Source organism: Paenibacillus hemerocallicola (genome assembly GCF_006265175.1).
Taxonomy (GTDB): Bacteria; Bacillota; Bacilli; order Paenibacillales; family NBRC-103111; genus Paenibacillus_AB; species Paenibacillus_AB hemerocallicola.
Genome location: NZ_VDCQ01000152.1, coordinates 1 through 1,260, shown reverse-complemented (window position 1 = coordinate 1,260; position 1,260 = coordinate 1). Strand labels below are relative to the sequence as shown.

At 59.0% G+C, this 1,260-nt stretch carries 2 protein-coding genes; both read left to right on the top strand.

Annotated elements, in window-relative coordinates:
• The coding region (locus tag FE784_RS40520) for an LLM class oxidoreductase (protein ID WP_484217487.1) at positions 1-540 on the top strand (540 nt) is incomplete at its 5' end.
• Positions 541-619: 79 nt separating this feature from the next.
• The coding region (locus FE784_RS40515) for an NtaA/DmoA family FMN-dependent monooxygenase (protein ID WP_139607977.1) at positions 620-1,260 on the top strand (641 nt) is incomplete at its 3' end.

The window sequence follows — 1,260 nt, the reverse complement described above, 5'->3', positions numbered from 1 at the left end:
ATCGTCGCGGACACCGAAGCCGAAGCGAGAGACTTGGAGGAAGAGCTCATTTCGCTCGTGGACGCGAAGAAGTCGTTAAAGCATTTATCCCACTATTTCGATGTCGATTTGTCCGAGTATCCGCTCGACGCGCCGGTTCCCGTGGACAAGGCGAAGCCGTACGGCTCGCTTAAAGGCGGCATTACAAGCCGCCACGAGGTCGTCATCGACGCGGCGATCCGGGACAACATGACGATTCGCCAGTTTCTGAGCCGCAGCTACGGCGGCCACGGGCACGTCACGTTTACCGGCTCGGTTATCCAAGTCGCCGACTTCATCGAGAAATGGCTGCGCGAGGGCGGCGCCGACGGCTTCAACCTGCTGCCTCCCGTTTTTCCGAGCGGGCTCGAAACGTTCGTCGACAAAGTCGTCCCCGAACTGCAAAACCGCGGCATTTTCCGCACCGCCTACGAAGGCTCCACGCTGCGGGAAAATCTCGGGCTGGCGAGACCGGAAAATCGGCACAAGCAGGTGCGGTCGTTGATACGCGAAGCAAACTGAGAGCGGATACTTTTGCGGCTTCATCAACAAAGGGGCGAAATGCAGTCTATTGTTAATAAACCTAAACGAGGTGTTGGGAATGGGACAACCGAATAAGCAAGTTCATCTGAATGTATTCATTCGCGGAGCCGGCCATCATGCCGGCGCGTGGAAGCATCCGCTCGCGAACCCGAAGCGCGATCTCGAGCTGGAGCATTACGCGGAGCTGGCCCGCATCGCCGAGCGTGGACTGCTCGATTCGCTGTTCATGGCGGACAACTACTCCGGGCTCGGGCGCAGACTGGAACCGTTCACGCTGCTCTCGGCGCTGGCCGCCTTGACGAAGCATATCGGCTTTATCGCCACGGTGAGCACGACGTACAATGATCCGTTTCACGTCGCGAGGAAGTTCGCTTCGCTCGACCATATCAGCAAAGGCCGCGCCGCCTGGAATATCGTCACCGGCCATTCGCAGTCCGACGCCGACAATTTCGGCAAGCCGGGCCATCCCGAGGTAACGAAGCGATACGACATCGGCGACGAATTCGTCGAGGTAACCAAGCAGCTGTGGGACAGCTGGGAGGAAGACGCGCTCGTCTACGATCGGGAGACGGACACGACGCTCGATTCCGGCAAAGTGCACGAGATCAACTTCAAGGGAAACTACTATTCCGTCAAAGGTCCGCTCAATATTCCCCGCCCGCCGCAGGGCTATCCCGTGCTCGTACAGGCCGGGTCGTC